Source organism: Shewanella sp. SM29, assembly GCF_025654245.1.
GTDB lineage: Bacteria > Pseudomonadota > Gammaproteobacteria > Enterobacterales > Shewanellaceae > Shewanella > Shewanella oncorhynchi.
In genome coordinates this window covers 59,375-76,706 of sequence record NZ_JAKKRN010000015.1, presented here as the reverse complement: position 1 = coordinate 76,706, position 17,332 = coordinate 59,375, and the positions used below count along the sequence as shown (strand labels likewise).

The 17,332-nt window shown below is 44.7% G+C and carries 11 protein-coding genes; 8 read left to right on the top strand and 3 right to left on the bottom strand.

Going from position 1 to position 17,332, the window contains the following annotated elements; all coding sequences use genetic code 11:
• Positions 1-15: 15 nt before the first annotated feature.
• The 6 genes from L5L77_RS12200 to L5L77_RS12175 all read left to right on the top strand — a co-directional run bounded on the left by L5L77_RS12200 (position 16) and on the right by L5L77_RS12175 (position 8,989).
• Positions 16-675, top strand: coding sequence for a response regulator transcription factor (locus L5L77_RS12200; RefSeq protein ID WP_028760171.1), 660 nt, complete (start codon positions 16-18; stop codon positions 673-675).
• 84 nt (positions 676-759) lie between these two features.
• Entirely contained in the window at positions 760-2,157 is a 1,398-nt protein-coding gene (locus L5L77_RS12195) for an ATP-binding protein (RefSeq protein ID WP_173245233.1), read from the top strand.
• Positions 2,158-2,647: 490 nt separating this feature from the next.
• Positions 2,648-4,276: a glucan biosynthesis protein G gene (locus L5L77_RS12190; protein WP_049821716.1), complete on the top strand. Its 1,629-nt coding sequence runs from the start codon at positions 2,648-2,650 to the stop codon at positions 4,274-4,276.
• Between the two features lie 23 nt (positions 4,277-4,299).
• Entirely contained in the window at positions 4,300-6,483 is a 2,184-nt protein-coding gene (mdoH, locus tag L5L77_RS12185) for a glucans biosynthesis glucosyltransferase MdoH (protein ID WP_105252289.1), read from the top strand.
• A gap of 324 nt (positions 6,484-6,807) precedes the next feature.
• Positions 6,808-8,286 carry a L,D-transpeptidase family protein gene (locus L5L77_RS12180; RefSeq protein WP_411569234.1) on the top strand — a complete coding sequence of 493 codons (1,479 nt, stop codon included), beginning with the start codon at positions 6,808-6,810 and terminating at the stop codon, positions 8,284-8,286.
• A gap of 154 nt (positions 8,287-8,440) precedes the next feature.
• Entirely contained in the window at positions 8,441-8,989 is a 549-nt protein-coding gene (locus L5L77_RS12175) for a DUF882 domain-containing protein (protein ID WP_028760165.1), read from the top strand.
• Here L5L77_RS12175 and L5L77_RS12170 read toward each other — a convergent pair.
• A complete protein-coding gene (locus L5L77_RS12170; protein WP_028760164.1) occupies positions 8,940-9,371 on the bottom strand; it encodes a hypothetical protein in 432 nt (143 codons plus the stop codon). The two genes, L5L77_RS12175 and L5L77_RS12170, sit on opposite strands and share 50 nt — an antisense overlap.
• 303 nt (positions 9,372-9,674) lie before the next feature.
• Between L5L77_RS12170 and rplY the strand changes: the two genes are divergently transcribed.
• Positions 9,675-9,962 carry a 50S ribosomal protein L25 gene (gene rplY / locus L5L77_RS12165; RefSeq protein WP_028760163.1) on the top strand — a complete coding sequence of 96 codons (288 nt, stop codon included), beginning with the start codon at positions 9,675-9,677 and terminating at the stop codon, positions 9,960-9,962.
• Between the two features lie 191 nt (positions 9,963-10,153).
• On the opposite strand, the gene L5L77_RS12160 is transcribed toward rplY, so the two are convergent.
• Entirely contained in the window at positions 10,154-14,143 is a 3,990-nt protein-coding gene (locus tag L5L77_RS12160) for a translocation/assembly module TamB domain-containing protein (RefSeq protein WP_263185151.1), read from the bottom strand.
• Positions 14,140-15,990, bottom strand: coding sequence for an autotransporter assembly complex protein TamA (locus tag L5L77_RS12155; RefSeq protein WP_028760161.1), 1,851 nt, complete (start codon positions 15,988-15,990; stop codon positions 14,140-14,142). Before L5L77_RS12155 ends, L5L77_RS12160 begins: the two co-directional genes overlap by 4 nt.
• A gap of 120 nt (positions 15,991-16,110) precedes the next feature.
• Between L5L77_RS12155 and L5L77_RS12150 the strand changes: the two genes are divergently transcribed.
• Positions 16,111-17,142, top strand: a complete 1,032-nt coding sequence (locus L5L77_RS12150; protein ID WP_263222806.1) for an isoaspartyl peptidase/L-asparaginase family protein — start codon at positions 16,111-16,113, stop codon at positions 17,140-17,142.
• Positions 17,143-17,332: the final 190 nt, after the last annotated feature.

The following is a 17,332-nucleotide window of genomic DNA, read 5'->3' as shown; positions in this document are numbered from 1 at the left end:
AGTTAAGGACATTGAATGCGTATTATGTTGGTTGAAGACAATGAGTTATTAGCCCAAGGGATTTGCTTAAGTTTGGCAAAGCTTGGCATGCAAGTTGATCACCTTAATAGTTATCAGCAAGCTTTGCTGGGGGTTAAAAATGAAAGCTTCAGTGCCATAGTGCTCGATCTGGGATTGCCTGACGGTAATGGTAAAGAGTTACTTAAAGCTTGGCGCCAGCAGGGAGTGTCAATTCCCACAATAGTTCTGACCGCTAATACGGATTTTGACACTAAGCTCGAATGTTTAGACATGGGCGCCGATGATTATCTCGGTAAACCTTTTGATGTGCGTGAACTAGCCGCGCGCATTCGTGCCATCGTCAGACGTCAGTATGGGCTCGATCACAATAGTTTGATTATTGGTGCGCTTTGCATTGATTTAAATACCCGTGAAGTGACCTTTCGCGATCAAAATGTGCTGCTTTCACGGCGTGAATTTCAATTACTGCTCGAACTCGCTCAGTCGGCAGGGCGTGTATTGACCCGCAGCCAGTTAGAACAGTTAACCTATGGCTGGGATGAAGTCGGCAGTAATTCAATAGAAGTGCATATCCACCATCTGCGCAAAAAACTTGCCAATGAATTAATCAAAACCGTGCGTGGAATAGGCTATACCTTGATTGAAATAAATTAATTTGAAGAGTTAAGTGACAAGCTCCACTTTTGTGGGTACTGATAATGCAGTGATGACTTGAAGCATAGTCGTTAGGAAAAAGAAGTGATTCGATTAAAGGGGCTAGATGTGTATTCACTGCGTTTGGTACTGACATTATTAATTTTGTCAGGTATTTCAGTATCCGTCGCTGTGTCTAGCTGGTTGAGTACTCGGGATTCTAAGCATCAAATCGAAGAACTCTTCGATGCGCAAATGCTCCAAACCGCTAAAATGTTGGAGTTGTTCTATCATACTGAGCCCAATGCAACAGCTCAGGATCTCGTCATACCCCAAGTGCTCCACGTTCCCGATAGCCAAATCAGTTCCTTTGCCGAAAAGGCCGATGCGCTGAAACTGGCCTATGAGCATAAATTGGCGTTTCAAATTTGGAGTGAGGCGGGGGAAGCCTTAGTTTTATCGGATAATATTGGTCATCAACCTATCAGTCGATTCGTACAGGGCTATCATAAGAAAGTGTTCGAAGGAGAACTCTGGCATGTGTTCAGTTTTTTTTCGGTTAAAAATCATGTTTGGATTGTCACAGCTCAACAGGATGAAGTACGCCAAGAGCTTGTATCGCAAATCATGCATAATGCCGTTATCGTGCCCTTGATGGTAGTGCCTTTAACATTAATTATTGTTAGCTTCTTGTTTTATCTCTTGTTTCGGCCATTAAAAACCTTTGAAAGAGAATTAATTGGACGGGCGCCCAACGATTTGACCCCGTTGACTATGTCATTGCCTAAAGAATTAGTCCCTGTTCGGCGCGCATTGAACTTATATATCAATAGTATCGCGCGATTTATTGCCCGTGAGCGTCGTTTTAGCGCCGATGCGGCCCATGAGCTTAAAACGCCATTATCTGTGATTAAATTACATCAACATGGCTTAGAGAGTCTGATTGATGATGATCCGCAGCAGAAATTCCATTTAGCTGCGATAGATGCTGGCGTAGTGCACATGAGTCATACCGTTGAACAATTACTCGTATTAGCAAGGGTGGACTCGATTAATGAGCTTAATGTGTCATCCCACGCTATTTTGCCTATGGTCGAAGATGCGCTTAATCAATTAATGCCACAAATCACAGATTATGAATGGAATATCGATATCGCATCCAATCTAACGGTGACCTGTGATCGTTTTTATTTGCTACTTGTACTGAAGAATATTATCGAAAATGCCTGTAAATACAGCCCACAGGAATCGGAAATTTCAGTGTCGGCCCATGCTTTGGATGATGAAATCTGTATTTGTGTCGCGGATCGAGGCCAAGGCATGACAGAGCCGCAGATTGCCAATGCGACAGAACGTTTTTATCGTGTGAATGAAAATGAAGGCATAGGCGCGGGATTAGGTTTGTCTATCTGCTATCACATCATAGAATTGCACCAAGGTCGTTTAGTGATTGCGCCTAGGGATCAAGGTGGATTATCTGTGACACTTTTTTTGCCAAAATAGTTCAGGCAATGAAATGTTAAAATAGATCCGCAGTTTCAGTGACATCAGCTCAGTTGTTTTGATACATTTAAGCGGGTAAAATTTTGAATTTTCCTGCTGTCTTAGTGTTAATCCTTAGGCTTACCAACGGATTGATTCGCTTATTGTGATATTTCATCTAAGATCATCAACACTTAGTTGAGGCGTAAAAAGGCTCATTTTACTTTCAATAATGTAGCATTTGGATCACTTAATTTGTTTTTGTAACTTTGAAAACAGAAATAAGCATGATAATGTTATTTTAATATTCATTTTTGGTATAAGCTTATTCTCAAATAGTATTGTGTAGAAGGGGTTAACTGCATCTTTATTTATGAGTTTTTTTCTCCTTCTGATATCTTTCGCGATATGTAAGCAACTGTTTTTTTTCATCCCTAAATCAGAGTGAAAAAAATTCACTGTATACATAAAAAACATTGATTTCTTAGTTTATTTTTTAGGTTACCTATCTATGGTTAGCTTGTTGCGTTGCCCATCGTCCAAACCTTATTCGTCACTCATATGTTCACTGACGCTAGGCGCTGTAGTCGCCCTGTCTGGTGTCGCGTACGCTGAAGAGACAAAACCCGCCGAGGCAGTTCCTGTGGTTACTCCACCGAAAGTGATTTCTCAGCCCAGTACAAAAAATCAAATCAGATTCACTAAGACAGGCGCTTTTGATAGCGAAACTGTCGTGAAGATTGCAAAACGTTTGGCAGCGAAACCTTATGTGACCCTCAAAGATCCTTTGCCAGCTGGCCTTGCTAAACTATCATACGATGAGTACAGAGATATTCGTTTTAACCCGACTGCGTCTATTTGGCGTGATCAGGGCGTGCCATTTCAAATGCAAATGTTCCACCGTGGTTTCTATTTTCAAGATCTGATCGAGATTGCGATTGTAGAAGGTCAGAATGCAACGCACTTAGCTTATGAGCCTAAATATTTCACTGCGGGTGAAGTGATTACTCAAGCGCTGCCGAATGATGACATTGGCTACTCAGGATTTCGTATTCATAACCAATTGAATACGAATGGTGTATTTGACGAGCTTATGGTATTCCAAGGTGCGAGTTATTTCCGCGCTTTAGGTAAAGGTAACGCCTATGGCTTATCTTCCCGTGGTTTGGCGTTAAAAACGGCTGATGCTGAAGGGGAAGAATTCCCGATATTTCGCGCCTTCTGGGTTGAGCGTCCACACAATGACAGCAACTTGATTGTTGTGCATGCCTTGTTAGATAGCCCAAGCGTAGCAGGTGCCTATACTTTCTCTGTCCGTCCCGGTGATAACACCTTGATTGATGTAGAAGCGACACTGTTTCCTCGTGTTGAGCTGAGCAAAGTCGGTTTAGCACCAAGCACTAGCATGTTCTTACATTCACTCAATGGTCGTCACGACACCGATGATTTTAGACCTGAAGTACATGATTCTGATGGTTTATTGATGTTAAATGGTCGTGGTGAGCATTTATGGCGCCCATTGGCTAATCCACGTCAGTTACAAGTCAGTGCGTTTTCTGACAACTCGCCTCAGGGATTTGGTCTGATCCAACGTGAGCGTGACTATGCGTCATATCAAGATCTAGAAGCCCATTACGAACGTCGCCCAAGCCTATGGATTGAGCCTGTGGGTAATTGGGGGCAAGGTTCAGTGGTGTTGACTGAAATTCCGACCGAGTCTGAAATTCATGACAACATTGTTAGTTATTGGAAACCACGTCAGCCTATTCCTGCTGGTGGTGAATTTCATTTTGCCTATCGCATGAGTTGGGGTGAAGAACCTGCTGCGAAAGTCGGTGCTGTACATATTTCTCGCTCTGCCAGTGGTCGTGCCGATATTGCTAAGGCAACTCCAAGACGTTTATTTGTGGTCGACTATCAAGTTGAAGGTCCGATGACAGATGAAATGCCAGTCGCTAAAGTTGAAGCTTCTGGTGGTGTGGTCACGAACGTGGTGATTGCCCGTAATGCCGCTAAAAATGGCTATCGCTTAGCTTTTGAATTAGAGCCAGAAGATAAAGATCTTATCGAACTGCGCGCTGAACTTAAGTTCCCAACTCCTCGTCAGGTTGAAACCTGGCTCTATCGCTGGACGCTGTAAGGTTCATGACGGAGCAACATGATATGACTGTATCCGATAACTCGGTACTCGAGACGGAAGTCCTCGTGGGTGGTAGTGCTATGCCAAATGAACGGCCTGGTGCTATGGAACCCCAAAATTTAAGTAAGATGCCAGAGGGATTCCCTCGCCGTAGCACTGTGGCTGATGGGGTACGCTCGCGTACCTACCGTCGTGTGTTTGTGGTGGGTGGGGCTTTATTATTATCTTTGTTTGCTATCTATGAAATGGGGGCGGTATTTAGCATTGGCGGAATTACTCCTCTGGAATATTTAGTGCTAGTGCTGTTTGCGGTTAACTTTTGCTGGATTGCTTTGGCGTTTTGTAGCGGTATTGCAGGTTTTTTAATTTTACTGCGAAAACCGCGGGCAAAAGATTTGCAAGTGACTGAACTGCATACGCGAACCGCGATTTTGATGCCGACCTATAACGAATCTCCTGATAGGGTATTCTCGGCGGTTTCAGTGATGGCTGAAACCTTGTCGCAAACGGGTCATGGTCATGCTTTTGATTGGTTTATCTTAAGTGATACTACCGATCCCGATATTGCTTTGCTCGAAGAGCAGGCGTTTCTGGTGTTACGTCAAGAAACCCATAAGCATTCGCGGGTGTATTACCGTCGCCGTCGTAAAAACGTCGCCCGTAAAGCGGGTAACGTAGCCGATTTTTGCCGTCGTTGGGGGTCGCGTTATGATCACTTGTTAGTGCTTGATGCCGACAGTTTGATGGAGTCTTCAACCATCACTGGCTTAGCTCAGCGCATGCAGGCCGATCCTGATGCGGGTTTGATCCAAACGATTCCGTCGTTGATCAATGGCACCACTTTAATGGCCCGTTTACAGCAATTTGCAGCGCGCATTTATGGTCCCGTAATTGGTACCGGTTTAGGCTGGTGGGTACAAAAAGAAGGTAACTTCTGGGGCCACAACGCCATTATCCGCACCGAAGCCTTTATGACCGCGGCTGGATTACCCAACCTTAAGGGTAAGCCACCTTTTGGTGGTCATATCATGAGCCATGACTTTGTTGAAGCTGCGCTGATCCGCCGTGCGGGCTGGAGTGTGGTTATTGCTTATGACTTACCGGGTTCATACGAAGAATGTCCACCGTCGATTATCGACTTAGCCGTGCGTGATCGTCGCTGGTGCCAAGGTAACTTGCAGCATTCGCGTATTTTGCCGACTAAAGGTTTGCACTGGGTAAGCCGTTTACATTTACTGACGGGTATCATGGCTTATTTGTCATCTCCTTTCTGGTTGATGTTGATTTTGACCGGTTTGATGTTGGCCCTGCAGGCACACTTTATTCGACCTGAATATTTCACCGATCAATTTTCACTGTTCCCGACTTGGCCCATCATGGACTCGGATAGGGCATTAAGATTGTTCTATATTACTATGGGGGTTTTGTTTGGCCCTAAAGTATTTGGTGTCTTGTTGCTGCTTAAAGACGGTGAGTTTGCTCGCAGTGTTGGTGGTCGAATTAAAGCGATATTCAGTGTGATCTTTGAGGTCATACTTTCAGCGCTGATTGCACCTATCATGATGTTTATCCATTGTGGTGCTGTGATGTCAATTCTGATGGGGCGTGACAGTGGTTGGTCGCCGCAACGTCGTGATGACGGTAGTATGCCTTGGATGACGTTAATCTATCGTCACCGCTGGCATATGCTGGCAGGTGTGATGTTAGGTTATGCGGCAATTTTGGATTCTTTGACTTTGTTAGCTTGGATGAGTCCGGCGTTGATCGGTCTGTGGATTGCTGTGCCAATTTCGGCATGGACAGGTTCAGTCAAAATTGGCGAAGTGTTCAAGCGTGCCGGTATTCTTGCAACACCAGAAGAACGTAACCCTGCGCAAATTTGTCTGCAAGCGCAAGAAGCGCGCGCCGCTTACCAAAGACACATTGCTGAGCCTTGGACGTTAGCACAGGTACTTAAAGACCCTGCGTTGATGGAATTGCATTTAGCCATGGTGGATAAACAGCCTTTGCGTGCTGCGGGTACACCAATTGAAGCGATGGAAGCCATAGTGCATGTGAAGGTGCATGAAGCTCGTTGTCAACAGAGCGCATTAGCTTTACTCAATCGTCAAGAAATGGCGATGGTGTTGGCAAATCCTTTGATGTTACGTAGCCTACAGAAATTACCAGAGCAATTTGTCGAAGAAGATCTCGTGTCTTTTTGCTAACGAGCACTTGCTCAGCATATTTATGCGAGTTTGTTTGATATCAATGCCACTGACGACCTCAGTGGCATTTTTCTTTTCATTATCTGGAGTTAACCTCTAGTAATTAATTGATCTCCATGGAATAGTCATATAACAGTGTTGTTGACTGATATAACCGCTGGCTCTCAGGTGACCTTAAAAATAGCTAAGGGAGTATTTATGATATTGAAAAAGATCATTCGCTATTTGCCCCCATCCATGCGTGTAACGCTAAACGTGAGAGAACTCAAATTGATAGAGCAGGAGTTCCACATCGCGAACTTGAAAGCATTGCAGATTAACCCGATGCCGACGAGGCGTAATCTAGCGCAACTATTACTCAGCCTTTTTTTCTGTATTCCAATAATTTTAGTGCCAAAGGTAGGTGCAGCTGATGGCGCTCAATCCTTAACATCAAATTCGAGTATTGCTGCGCAGCCAAATCTTGAGGGTAAAGCTGAAGATCTTACTGCTGTGCTGCCGCTTGCGGCCTTAGTGCCACAGGTGTTGCTATTGGATCTCGCAGGCGTTAATCCAGTATTTGGCCAGCATTATCGTGACTTAACACTTTCTCCTAATACCTTATCTACTGCTGATTTAGTACGAATCCAAGCTGATGTTACCGGTTACTGGCATTATGTGATGACATCCGCAGAATGTAACAACGCTGGAGCCCCAGAGACGGTTTCATCCGTTATTCCAGAGGATCCCCAATATCAAAGGGTGCTTAAGCAAATCGCCCATTTAGTGCAATTGGACACAATTGAACCATGGGAAACTTTAGTGCTAGATGAAAAGCTAACCTTAGGAATGAGTCATCAGATCGTTGATACCATAGCAAAGCGTGTGTGGATATTGGGAGACTTAGCCACTGAGCCTAGAGTGAATCAAGTTTATACCGAAGAACTTATGATTGGCATTAAGCGCTTTCAGCAAAAGCATGGGTTAAAACAGGACGGGGTGATAGGTAAGCAGACCTTATTTTGGGTGAACCAATCGCCAAGGGCGAGGGCGGTACTATTAGCTAAAAACACTATTCGACAAAGAGTGTTTGAACGTAAATTAGAGCCGAGTTATTTGCTGATTAATGTGCCCGCTTTTGAGATGACGTTGGTCGATAATGGTACGCCAGTGTTAAGTTCCAAGGTCATTGTGGGTAAATCTTCTCGGCAAACACCGATTTTGGACAGTCAGATTTCTAGCGTGGTGCTTAACCCTAGTTGGCGAGTGCCTAGCAGCATTTTACGGCGGGACATTCTGCCGCAAATTCAGCGAAATGGTCATTATCTTAATGAACGTCAATTTGATGTATACGATTATAACGGTCAACGGGTGCAACGCATGCCAGAGGAATGGCAGACCTTAGCCAGCGCTTCGTTTCCCTATCAGCTTGTACAACGCCCTGGGGCGAAGAATGCATTAGGTAAATATAAGTTTCACTTTGATAACAGTTTCAGTGTCTATTTACATGGAACTTCTGAGCCAAGTCTCTTTAAAAAGGACTATAGGGCACTATCATCTGGCTGTATTCGTATTGAAAAAGCCACTGAATTAGCCCAGTGGTTTAAAGAACATTTAGTGAAAGACAAACGTTTATGGGACAAGTTAGCCCCTGGTATTACTGAACCTCAGTGGTTTTCACTTTCCGAAAAGCTGCCCGTGCATCTGGTTTACTGGACTGCATGGTTAGACGATAGTGGGCAGGATCAATACCGTCGCGACATTTATGATTTGGAACTTGAGCTGACGAATGCTGTGCCTGCCACGGTTTTGGAACAACATTAACGTTTTTGTGCTGTAAAGTTGAGCAAGATAAGCATCTGAACTCGCTTGGCATTTTGAAATCCTACTCAGAATGGGGTTGGCAAAACTTGATCTTAGGGCTTATTCAGTATAATTTGCCTTACTAGTGACCAAAAAGCATACAAAAGGTGATCATGTGACTTTAATATGTCCTGCCCGTAGGCAGTTATTGTTAGGCCTTAGTGGTGTGGCATTATGTTCCTTTATTCCCTCAAAAGCGGTTGCCAGCCGTTCAACCAAAGGGATCCGCGAGTTAAGTTTGTTTAATCGTCATACTGGCGAGCGCGATGACGGTAGTTACTGGGTAGATGGTCATTATCAGAGCAAGGTGTTAGACAATTTTAATCATTTGCTGCGGGATCATCGTCAGAATGTGGCAGCGCCTATGGATAAGCGCTTATTTGATTTACTCCACTCGCTCAAAACAACCTTGAATACCAACGATGAAATCCATGTGATTTCCGGTTACCGTTCACCCAAAACCAATGCCATGCTCGTGAGCCACAGTGGCGGAGTTGCTAAGAAGAGTTATCACATGCGCGGCATGGCGATGGACATAGCGATCCCTAGCGTTAAACTAAAAACCCTCAGAGAAGCGGCTTTATCCCTGAAACTCGGTGGTGTGGGTTATTATCCTAATTCTGGTTTTGTGCACGTCGATTGTGGTCCGGTAAGGCACTGGTAGCAATGATCTGTTGTTGGATCTGCTGATAAAAATCTTGTTCCAAAGCTTGCGATTCGATCAAGTAATGTCTGAGCAGCGGGATAAATTGTTGATTGAGTTTGTTCATTTCTCTATGTTGTTGCCAATCACAGATCAATAGGCTGAGACGTTGTGAAAATTGATATTGTCTTTGCCTCTGCGACTCAATATCGACGGACTCAATAATTTGCATAAGTAAGATCAAGCTGCGGTTTTTTTGTTGGGTGCAGGCAAGCAATTCTAAGAATTTTAATTCGAGGGTATTTTGCTGATAAGGAACGGTTTCGATAAGAGAGACGAGTTCACGGGCCAGTTGGCATGAAAGTCTATTTTCTTGTTGTAACTGGTATAGCGCATGACGCATTTTTTGACACAGCAGTTATCGAAATTTGCCCGAGCTTAACAGGCTTCTCAATTTCCCTGTGTGATCTAGATCTCGTGTTTTTTGTTTGAGATCAAAGCCTTTTCTCTGCCGTAACAGCCAAGATACAAGTTCCTCAATTTGATAAATAGTGGTCTGTTTTGCTAACGCTGACACCGATAAATAGAGGGCTTGCGGTATTCTTGTGCGCCTTAGGTATCTATGTTAGTATTCGCGCGCTTTATATGAGCCGTCATTGGTCGAAAATGCCGGCAACTTTTTACTCTAAATTTAAGTGAGAAACACATGTCTTACACTATCCAAGCACAAACCCGCACTGAAATAGGGAAAGGTTCGAGCCGCCGCCTACGCCATGCTGGTAAAGTACCTGCTGTTATTTATGGCCAAGGCAAAGAGCCAGTTTCTATTGTTTTTGATCACAAAGATATCATTAACATTCAAGCTAATGCTGACTTCTACACTTCTACTCTGACTATCGTTGTTGATGGCAAAGAAGTGGGTGTTCGTGCACAAGCTATGCAACGCCACGTGTTCAAGCCAATCATTGAACACGTTGACTTCGTTTACGCTTAATTGCCGTAACTGAAGCAAAAAGCGCCTAAGGGCGCTTTTTTTGTGGCTGATTTTTAGTTGTTTGTATTTATGGGTAGACACTTAGGCTTTACCCAAACAACCTCAACATACTGTAACGCGTATTTTGAGATTGTTTGGCTAGAGTGATTGGATGCTCATTTTTTAGTATCAATATCTTGGTATTCATATGGTTACTTGATATTGAAGTTGTAATAGATATCAAGTGATTGGCCTAAAGTGCCTGACACGGTTTCTAGATAGAGTTGTGAGAGCAAGTAATACCTGACTGTCATTTCGTAACCAGGGTTAAATACACCTACTCCGTATTTCACCATTAAGTTATCGCCGATAAAGCCACTGATCGCCACACGCCCTTCATCATTAGTGTCGAGTTGCACGTTAGAGAAACCAAATTCTTCAATGAGTCCTGTCGCAGTATTCCCTAGGTTGTTAATTGCGCCGCCGCCCACCTGTGAGCCTAAACCGAGTGCCGCGCCCATCATCAGCGAGTTATTTTGCTCATTGTTGGCGCTGTTAAAGCCACTGCCTTTGATAATGTAAGACAAGATTTCGGCTTGCTCTTTGGCTGGATTGGAGAATAAGGTCACCACTGGGCGTGATGGCGTGCCTGTGACGCGTACACCTGCCACTAAGTCTTCAGTCTTAATTTCCCGTATCGCTTCAATATTCAGGTTTGGTAATGACGTTGGCCCCACAAATTGCACTTCACCAGTACGGATTTTTAGGGTTTGGCCCATAAACTTGTAGCTACCTTGATTGACTTTGATATTACCGAAGAGCAAAGGAGGACGGAAAGCTTGCTGCTGTAGCTTTAAGGTCCCTTGGAGTTTACCTTTGAGGCCCATACCATCAATTCTGAGTTCGTTCCCCACACTGATATTCAGATCTGCAACGATGGCGTAGGGGCTAGTTTTAGGCTGAGTGGCGGCAATGGAGTCGTCAAATACCACGTCTTCGGAGGCTGCGACACCGCCTTCCGCTAATGGCACAATTTTAATGTTGCCAGAAGGTACTGCTATTTTTCCTTTTACTGCCAGTTGCTTACTGTTGAAGGTTAAGTTGATCTCGGGGGAGACATCGAGAATAGCCAGTGGCGGTTGGATCACGGCGAGCTTATCGCCTTCGAGGGCTAACTCGCCACTAAATTGACCTTGGGGCCATTGCAGTTGACCATTCACTCTGCCTAAACCATTGCCCATCATCCAGCGTCCCTTAAGCTGCGCTTGTTGACCCGCAAATGACATCGACATGTCAATTTTGTCGATTAATGTTGGGTTTGCTGTTAGGGCTAAGGCGCCCTCAGTTAAGGCCATGCTCCCCGATACTTCGGGCGCATCTAGACTACCCGCAAAGTTAAGTTGACTCGTTAGCAAACCTTGCACTGTATTTAATTGAGGGAAAAACTCCCCAAGTGGCTGCAAGTTGATTTGCTTGATGTTGGCATAACCTGACAGGGTGCGATCGGGTGTGACATTGACGTTAATCTCACTCTGCCAACTGGCCACGCCTTCTGATTCAAAATCTAAAACCGTCGCCAGCCGTTTTGCATCTAAGGTCGCTTTTAATGACAGGTTTTGGTAATTAATGGTGACTTCACGATTTTTATCCCGTTTGAGCATAATGCTGCCGGGAGCAAAATCAAAGTTCACATCGGCAGTAGGCTTACGGCCAGCAGCCCATGCAACATTGGCTAATAGCGATGCAGGGCCGTTCCAACGCATATTCGTTGGTAATATTGGGATAAGTAATTGCCCTGGATTACCTGAGTAGCTCACCTGTGCGCTGCCTTTTTTACCTATTGGTGTATTACTGTTTAGGCAGATACGGCTATTGGGATTCATGAGGCAAAAGGGCGTAATGCTGCCTTGATTCTTGATTTGGTCCCAAGCCAGATTAATGGTGTTATCGAGCTGCCATAGGCCTACGGGCGTGTTGAGATTTAAACGATCAACATCGAGCTGTAGTCGTGACTTCTTCACATCGTATTGGCTGCTCATCGTTGCATCGAGCCCAAGATCGCCCGTGGCGTTGAGAGTGAGTTTTTGAGCGTTAATGGTACCTTTCGCCCCGAGTGTCACTGTATCTAAATTTTGTTCTGCAATCTGCAAGGTTTTTGATTTTAGCGAGATAGCAAACTCATGTTGATCTAGCGGCTTGTAATAGGCCTTTAAATTAGATTCCTGCAGTTTAATGTTTTGATAGTAAAGTTCTGCCAGCTGCGCAGTAAGCTCGACCTGGGGGTGTTTCTCGTCACCAGTGACATTGATCTGCGCCTGTAGTTGGCCGCTGGCCTTAGGTAACCACAGGCCAAAGTCGGGCACTTGTAATTCACCTTGGAGATCCCAGTTGGCATTGGCTTCGCCTTTGAGTGCCAGAGTTGAACCTAGTACTTTGGCGTTCAGCCCTTTAGCACTGATATACAGGGAGTCATTCACACTGATATCCCCTGTAATGTCGAAGGGATAACCTTGCAAAGTGCCAGTGAGCTCAGTATCGCTCAGGGATACTTGCCAACGGGGGTCTGCAAATGAGCCTTTAGTGCGTAATTTTCCTGAAATCAAACTGTCCGGTAAACCCGTTGTACTTTGCGCTGTATCCGTTTGTGGCAGCTGTATTTCTTGTAATTTGACGTCATTGATCCAGAGATTGGCGTTCCAGCTAATGGCTTTTTGATAATCGAGTTCGCCCGTGAGCTTGACCTTACCAATCGCGCCCATTACATCAAGATTATTGATGGTTAACTTAGCATCTTGATGTTGGATGTCAGTGTCTATGTCGAGCACTTTGTGAAAGGGTGTGATCAGTTGGCCAGTAAGACTCGCCTCTTGCCGATTAAGGTCGCCTTGGCTATCGAGTGTGGCATTGCTTACCGAGTATTCAGGGTTCTTCAGTGGCCACTGAAGCCGTGTTTGTTCAAGTTTCACCTTGTAGGGCAGGTTAGGGTCTTGCAGTGTTATTTGGCCATCTAGTGTAAAGTCGGCATCGCCCTTGGCGACGGCATTCACCTGAAGTTGCCCTAAACTTTGGCTCAGCTTTAACGTTAATACTTGATGAGTGAGATCTGGCAATTCGACTAGTTGGTTAAGGGTGAGATTTGCCTCTAAATCGAGTGGATAATCTTTATCAAGTGTTAGGCTGCCAGTGATATCGACGCTGCCATCGGTGTGGCTGATGGCAAGATGGTCTAAGGTCAATTGGTATTCACGGAAACTGCCTTGTAGTTCTGCATGGCCAAAAACATCTTTACGATCGCCGATTTGCAGTGTGGTGTTGTCTAACGTTAGGGCATTGACTGTCACAGGGAAAGGCATAAATACTTGTGGCAATTGTGCTAAAGCCCATTCAGCCTCTTTTGTTAGCGACGGACTGGCCGATGGTGTCGGTGTTGTTCCCGCGGCAGTGCTGGGATCTGCTGCATTCGTTACCGCTGCCGTGCTAGTTTGCGTTGCTACATCGGTTGATGCAGGGATCAGTACGAATAATCCTTCGCTGGATAGCTGTTTAACCGACAAACCTTCGGTAAACCATTGTGCTTCTGCGTTAAGACGATTAGCGGTAAATTGCATATCATCCACTTGGATATTAACGCCATTGAGTTCAGCAGAATCTAAAACAATATCAAAGGGTAATAGGAGCTCGCTGGGTTCTTCATCAAGTGGTGCGACAGGTGCTTCGTTTGAGTCTGCAGAAAGCGCTAGGGTATCAATAGTGACATTGACTTTAGCCGCAGATAAGCTATTCACGCATAAGCGTTTTTGCAGTAAACAGGCGGGTTGCCACAGTAAATGCAGATCCTCAAGTTGCACGTTCATTCCGGCCATAGACCAAGCCGCGTGTGATAGGGCTAAGTCTTTGTTAATGGAACCAGAGGTATAAGTCAGTTCAAGATCGGGTACAAATTGATCGGCTAAACCCACGGTAATGCGCGAGCCAAATTCAGTGCCGAGTAATAGGGCGATTAACACTAAAAGCCCTAATGGCACATAGATAATAATCCGAGTCCAGAGTTTGAACTGCCGCCACAGTCTTTGAATGAATGACACCGATGGGGTGACAGAGGTCACTATGGTTTCAGTGGCTTCGGCTTCATTGGCTTCAATGATGGGATTATCAACGATATCTTGTTCGCTTGGCTTATTATGCTCTGGGGGCTGGCTCATAGATCTGTCCCCATGGTTAGGTGAATTCGCCATGATCTTTCAATGGTCTCAGTTTCTTTCAATCCGACCCCTAAATCTAATTTGATTGGACCAATCGGGGAGATCCAATGGATACCGCCACCGACAGAGACGACAGGTTCAAATTGATTATTATCGAAGGCGTTACCCGCATCGATAAATGTGCCGACCCGCCAAGTGGGTGTCACATAATATTGATATTCCAAACTACCAACCATTAAATAGCGGCCACCGATAACCTCGCGATTGGTTTTTCCATCGTCAGCAACATAGTCTAAATAGGGGCCGAGTTCTTGATAACCATAACCTCGGACACTCTGATCGCCACCGGCAAAATAGCGTAGTGATGGTGGGATAGAGGCAAGATCATTCTCGTTAGCTAAGTTGGCAGCTAAATCAATACGAGCGACGATTCTGTGGTTATCGAAGAAGGTATCAATCCATTTAAATTTAGCTTGCAAGCGGGCTAGGCGGGTTTCTGATCCTAAATAGGGATCGGCATAGTCTAGGCTGTAAATTTGTCTAAACCCGGATTTAGGATCCAGTGAGTTATCACCCCGGCTAGTCCGAGAAAAGTTAATTCCTGCCAGATAAAACGACGGCATATAATCGACGTCAGACTGAGTATATTCTTCGCGTATGGCCTCCAACGAATAACTCATTAGCCATTGATTTTCTAGTCTTTGCTGACGTAATAGTCCCAGAAGGTACTTAGTCGACTCGAGCTGGCCTGTGTTACTAAAATCACGATTCTCGGCATCATATACCTGAGTCACACCGTATTTGTCCCGCAGCAAACCGAGGCGGATCTTCAATTGATCGTCTAAGGGATGCGTGAGCGGAATCGTATAAGTGGTTAATAACTTTGGTCTATCGGGCGACCATTCGAGACTGGTTTCTTGGGAATGCCCGTATTTATTGATTTGTGGTGTACGCCAAGTCACGCGCACCCTCGGATCAAAGGCTTGATCTGTTTTGCCAATATCACCACCAAAACCGAGTTCAATTGCGTGACTTGCCTTAGGTGTTAATTCGACTCGCATTGGAATATGGTTATCTTCGACGTTATCGATTTGCGGGATCACTTTGATATTGGCGAAATAACCAGTATCTAATAACTGACGATTCAAGGCGCTTACACGGCGAGTTGAGTATGAAGCACCTTCTTTAAAGGGGATAAGATCCTCTAATATATCGGGTTCTAAGTTATGGCCATCGAAACTGACTTGGCCAAATCGGTAACGTTTGCCTGAATCAAAATGCAAACTTACCTGTGCGGTATTAATATCGCGGTTAACTTTAATTTGTGATTCAGTAAATTCGCCATCGAAGTAACCTCGTGCCAAGGCTAAGGTGACCAGTTGCGATTTTACGTCGCTGTAAACACCGTGATTTAACACATCGCCGGGTTTAATGTTGACCTTTGCGAGCCATTGATCGAAGGCTCGGTCATCAAGCATTTCACCACTAAAATTAATATCGACCCACTGAACAATGGTTGGCTCGCCGGGGCTGATTTCAAGTTTTAATTCCCACGGTCCCTTGTCATGCTCAATCAGCTTTTCTTCTACTTCACCGTGATAGTAGCCCATGGATTCTAAGGCGGTGCTGATATTGTCATCGACATTAAACAAAAAGGCACGGCGCTGCACCTCAGATTCAGGTAAAGCGCCTAAGTGAGCAACTATGTTGCTTCGAAGCGCTTCATTCACGCCTGTAACAGATAATTTGATAAAATCATCTGCTGCCGCGACTGATGTGACTGAAATCAGACTCAGAAACAAGCAAAGACGAATGTAATGTGAGGTGATTTGCAAAAATGGCTGCACTTTATAGTCCCTGTGATTTGGCATCATTGTCGCCAGAATAAAACCAACAGGCAAGGAGATGATTGAAATTACACGATGAAATGGTTACAAAGGACGCTACTTTTTAAGGGGATGTAAAGAATGAAAACAAAATTAGCCACCTTTAGTTTAATTATTTCGGGCCTACTTTTTATGTCACATAACACCTTTGCCAATGATAAACCGTTCGCCATTGCGATCCACGGCGGCGCAGGGACGATTTCTAAAGCTAATCTCACCCCTGAACAACGCCAAGCCTACAAAGATAAGTTAAAGGAAGCGGTCGATAAAGGCTCAAAAGTCTTAGAGGAGGGGGGGGACAGCTTAGTGGCAGTACAAACTGCAATTAATATCCTTGAAAATAGTGCTCTGTTTAATGCTGGTATAGGCGCGGTTTACACCTATGACGGCGGACATGAATTAGATGCCTCCATTATGGATGGCAAAACGATGAATGCCGGTGCTGTCGCTGGAGTGCGTCATATTGCCAATCCAATTGACTTAGCCTTGGCCGTGATGAATAAATCTGAGCACGTGATGCTCTCGGGCGCAGGAGCAGAAGAATTTGCACTGACTCAAGGTTTTACTTTAGTGCCAAATCATCATTTTGATACTGACGAGCGTTATCAGCAATTACTCGATGCACGGCAAAAACTGCAAGCTGCGGCTAAATCTGAACAAGTTGCTAATGTTGAGATGAAGGACCTCGATTACAAATTTGGTACCGTTGGTGCTGTCGCCTTAGATAAAAAGGGTAACTTAGCTGCAGGTACATCGACCAGTGGTATGACGGCAAAACGCTTTGGTCGTATTGGTGACTCTCCTGTCATCGGTGCTGGCACTTATGCTGAAAACGGTGTTTGTGCCGTATCGGCAACGGGTCATGGTGAATTCTTTATCCGTTACCTCGTCGCGGGGGATATTTGTGCTAAGGTGAAATATCAGCAAAAATCTATCATTCAGGCAGCAGATGAAGTTATTAATCAACGTCTTATCACTGCTGGCGGTTCGGGTGGTGTGATTGCAGTCGATCAGCGTGGCAATATTGCTACGCCATTTAATACCGAAGGTATGTACCGCGCCACCCGTAGTAATGGTGAGCCAGCCCAAGTGCTAATTTGGCATGATCAATAATGTCATTTGTAGAAGCATCTAGGTTTATAACTGACATGACTTAGAAACGTTAAAACTTCGAAACCTTAAAAAGCGAGTGCCGCAAAAGTGGACTCGCTTTTATTTTTATATCTTAATTTTACTAATGCATTGAAAAGTAACCAGATAAATATCATTAAGCAGTATGGCTTATGATGTTTATCTGAGTGGG

Bases quoted from the DNA above. Each gene is read 5' to 3' on its own strand.
- L5L77_RS12160 (WP_263185151.1), bottom strand. From the start codon at position 14,143: ATGAGCCAGCCCCCAGAGCATAATAAGCCAAGCGAACAAGATATCGTT.
- L5L77_RS12200 (WP_028760171.1), top strand. From the start codon at position 16: ATGCGTATTATGTTGGTTGAAGACAATGAGTTATTAGCCCAAGGGATT.
- mdoH (WP_105252289.1), top strand. From the start codon at position 4,300: ATGACTGTATCCGATAACTCGGTACTCGAGACGGAAGTCCTCGTGGGT.
- L5L77_RS12180 (WP_411569234.1), top strand. From the start codon at position 6,808: ATGCCGACGAGGCGTAATCTAGCGCAACTATTACTCAGCCTTTTTTTC.
- L5L77_RS12170 (WP_028760164.1), bottom strand. From the start codon at position 9,371: ATGCGTCATGCGCTATACCAGTTACAACAAGAAAATAGACTTTCATGC.
- rplY (WP_028760163.1), top strand. From the start codon at position 9,675: ATGTCTTACACTATCCAAGCACAAACCCGCACTGAAATAGGGAAAGGT.
- L5L77_RS12150 (WP_263222806.1), top strand. From the start codon at position 16,111: ATGAAAACAAAATTAGCCACCTTTAGTTTAATTATTTCGGGCCTACTT.
- L5L77_RS12190 (WP_049821716.1), top strand. From the start codon at position 2,648: ATGGTTAGCTTGTTGCGTTGCCCATCGTCCAAACCTTATTCGTCACTC.